The organism is Brevibacillus sp. SIMBA_040 (assembly GCF_046535075.1).
Taxonomy (GTDB): Bacteria; Bacillota; Bacilli; order Brevibacillales; family Brevibacillaceae; genus Brevibacillus.
This window is the reverse complement of the sequence record NZ_JAWRXI010000472.1, coordinates 1-212: the sequence shown is the minus strand read 5'-3', so window position 1 is coordinate 212 and position 212 is coordinate 1. Positions and strand designations below refer to the sequence as shown.

The window sequence follows — 212 nt, the reverse complement described above, 5'->3', positions numbered from 1 at the left end:
CGCCGGTATAGCTCAATTGGTAGAGCACCTGACTTGTAATCAGGGGGTTGTGGGTTCAAGTCCTATTGCCGGCACCACCAATTACCTTGAAAGTGATTTGTGCATCGCGTATGCACAATGCTCTTCTCGGAAATGATGGGGAGATAGTGAAGTGGCTAAACACGGCAGACTGTAAATCTGCTCCCTCCGGGTTCGGCGGTTCGAATCCGTCT

The 212-nt window shown here is 50.9% G+C and carries 1 tRNA gene; it reads left to right on the top strand.

What is annotated here, in order from left to right:
• Position 1: 1 nt before the first annotated feature.
• Positions 2-77: transfer RNA gene (locus SB752_RS33495), tRNA-Thr, on the top strand.
• Positions 78-212 lie beyond the last annotated feature (135 nt).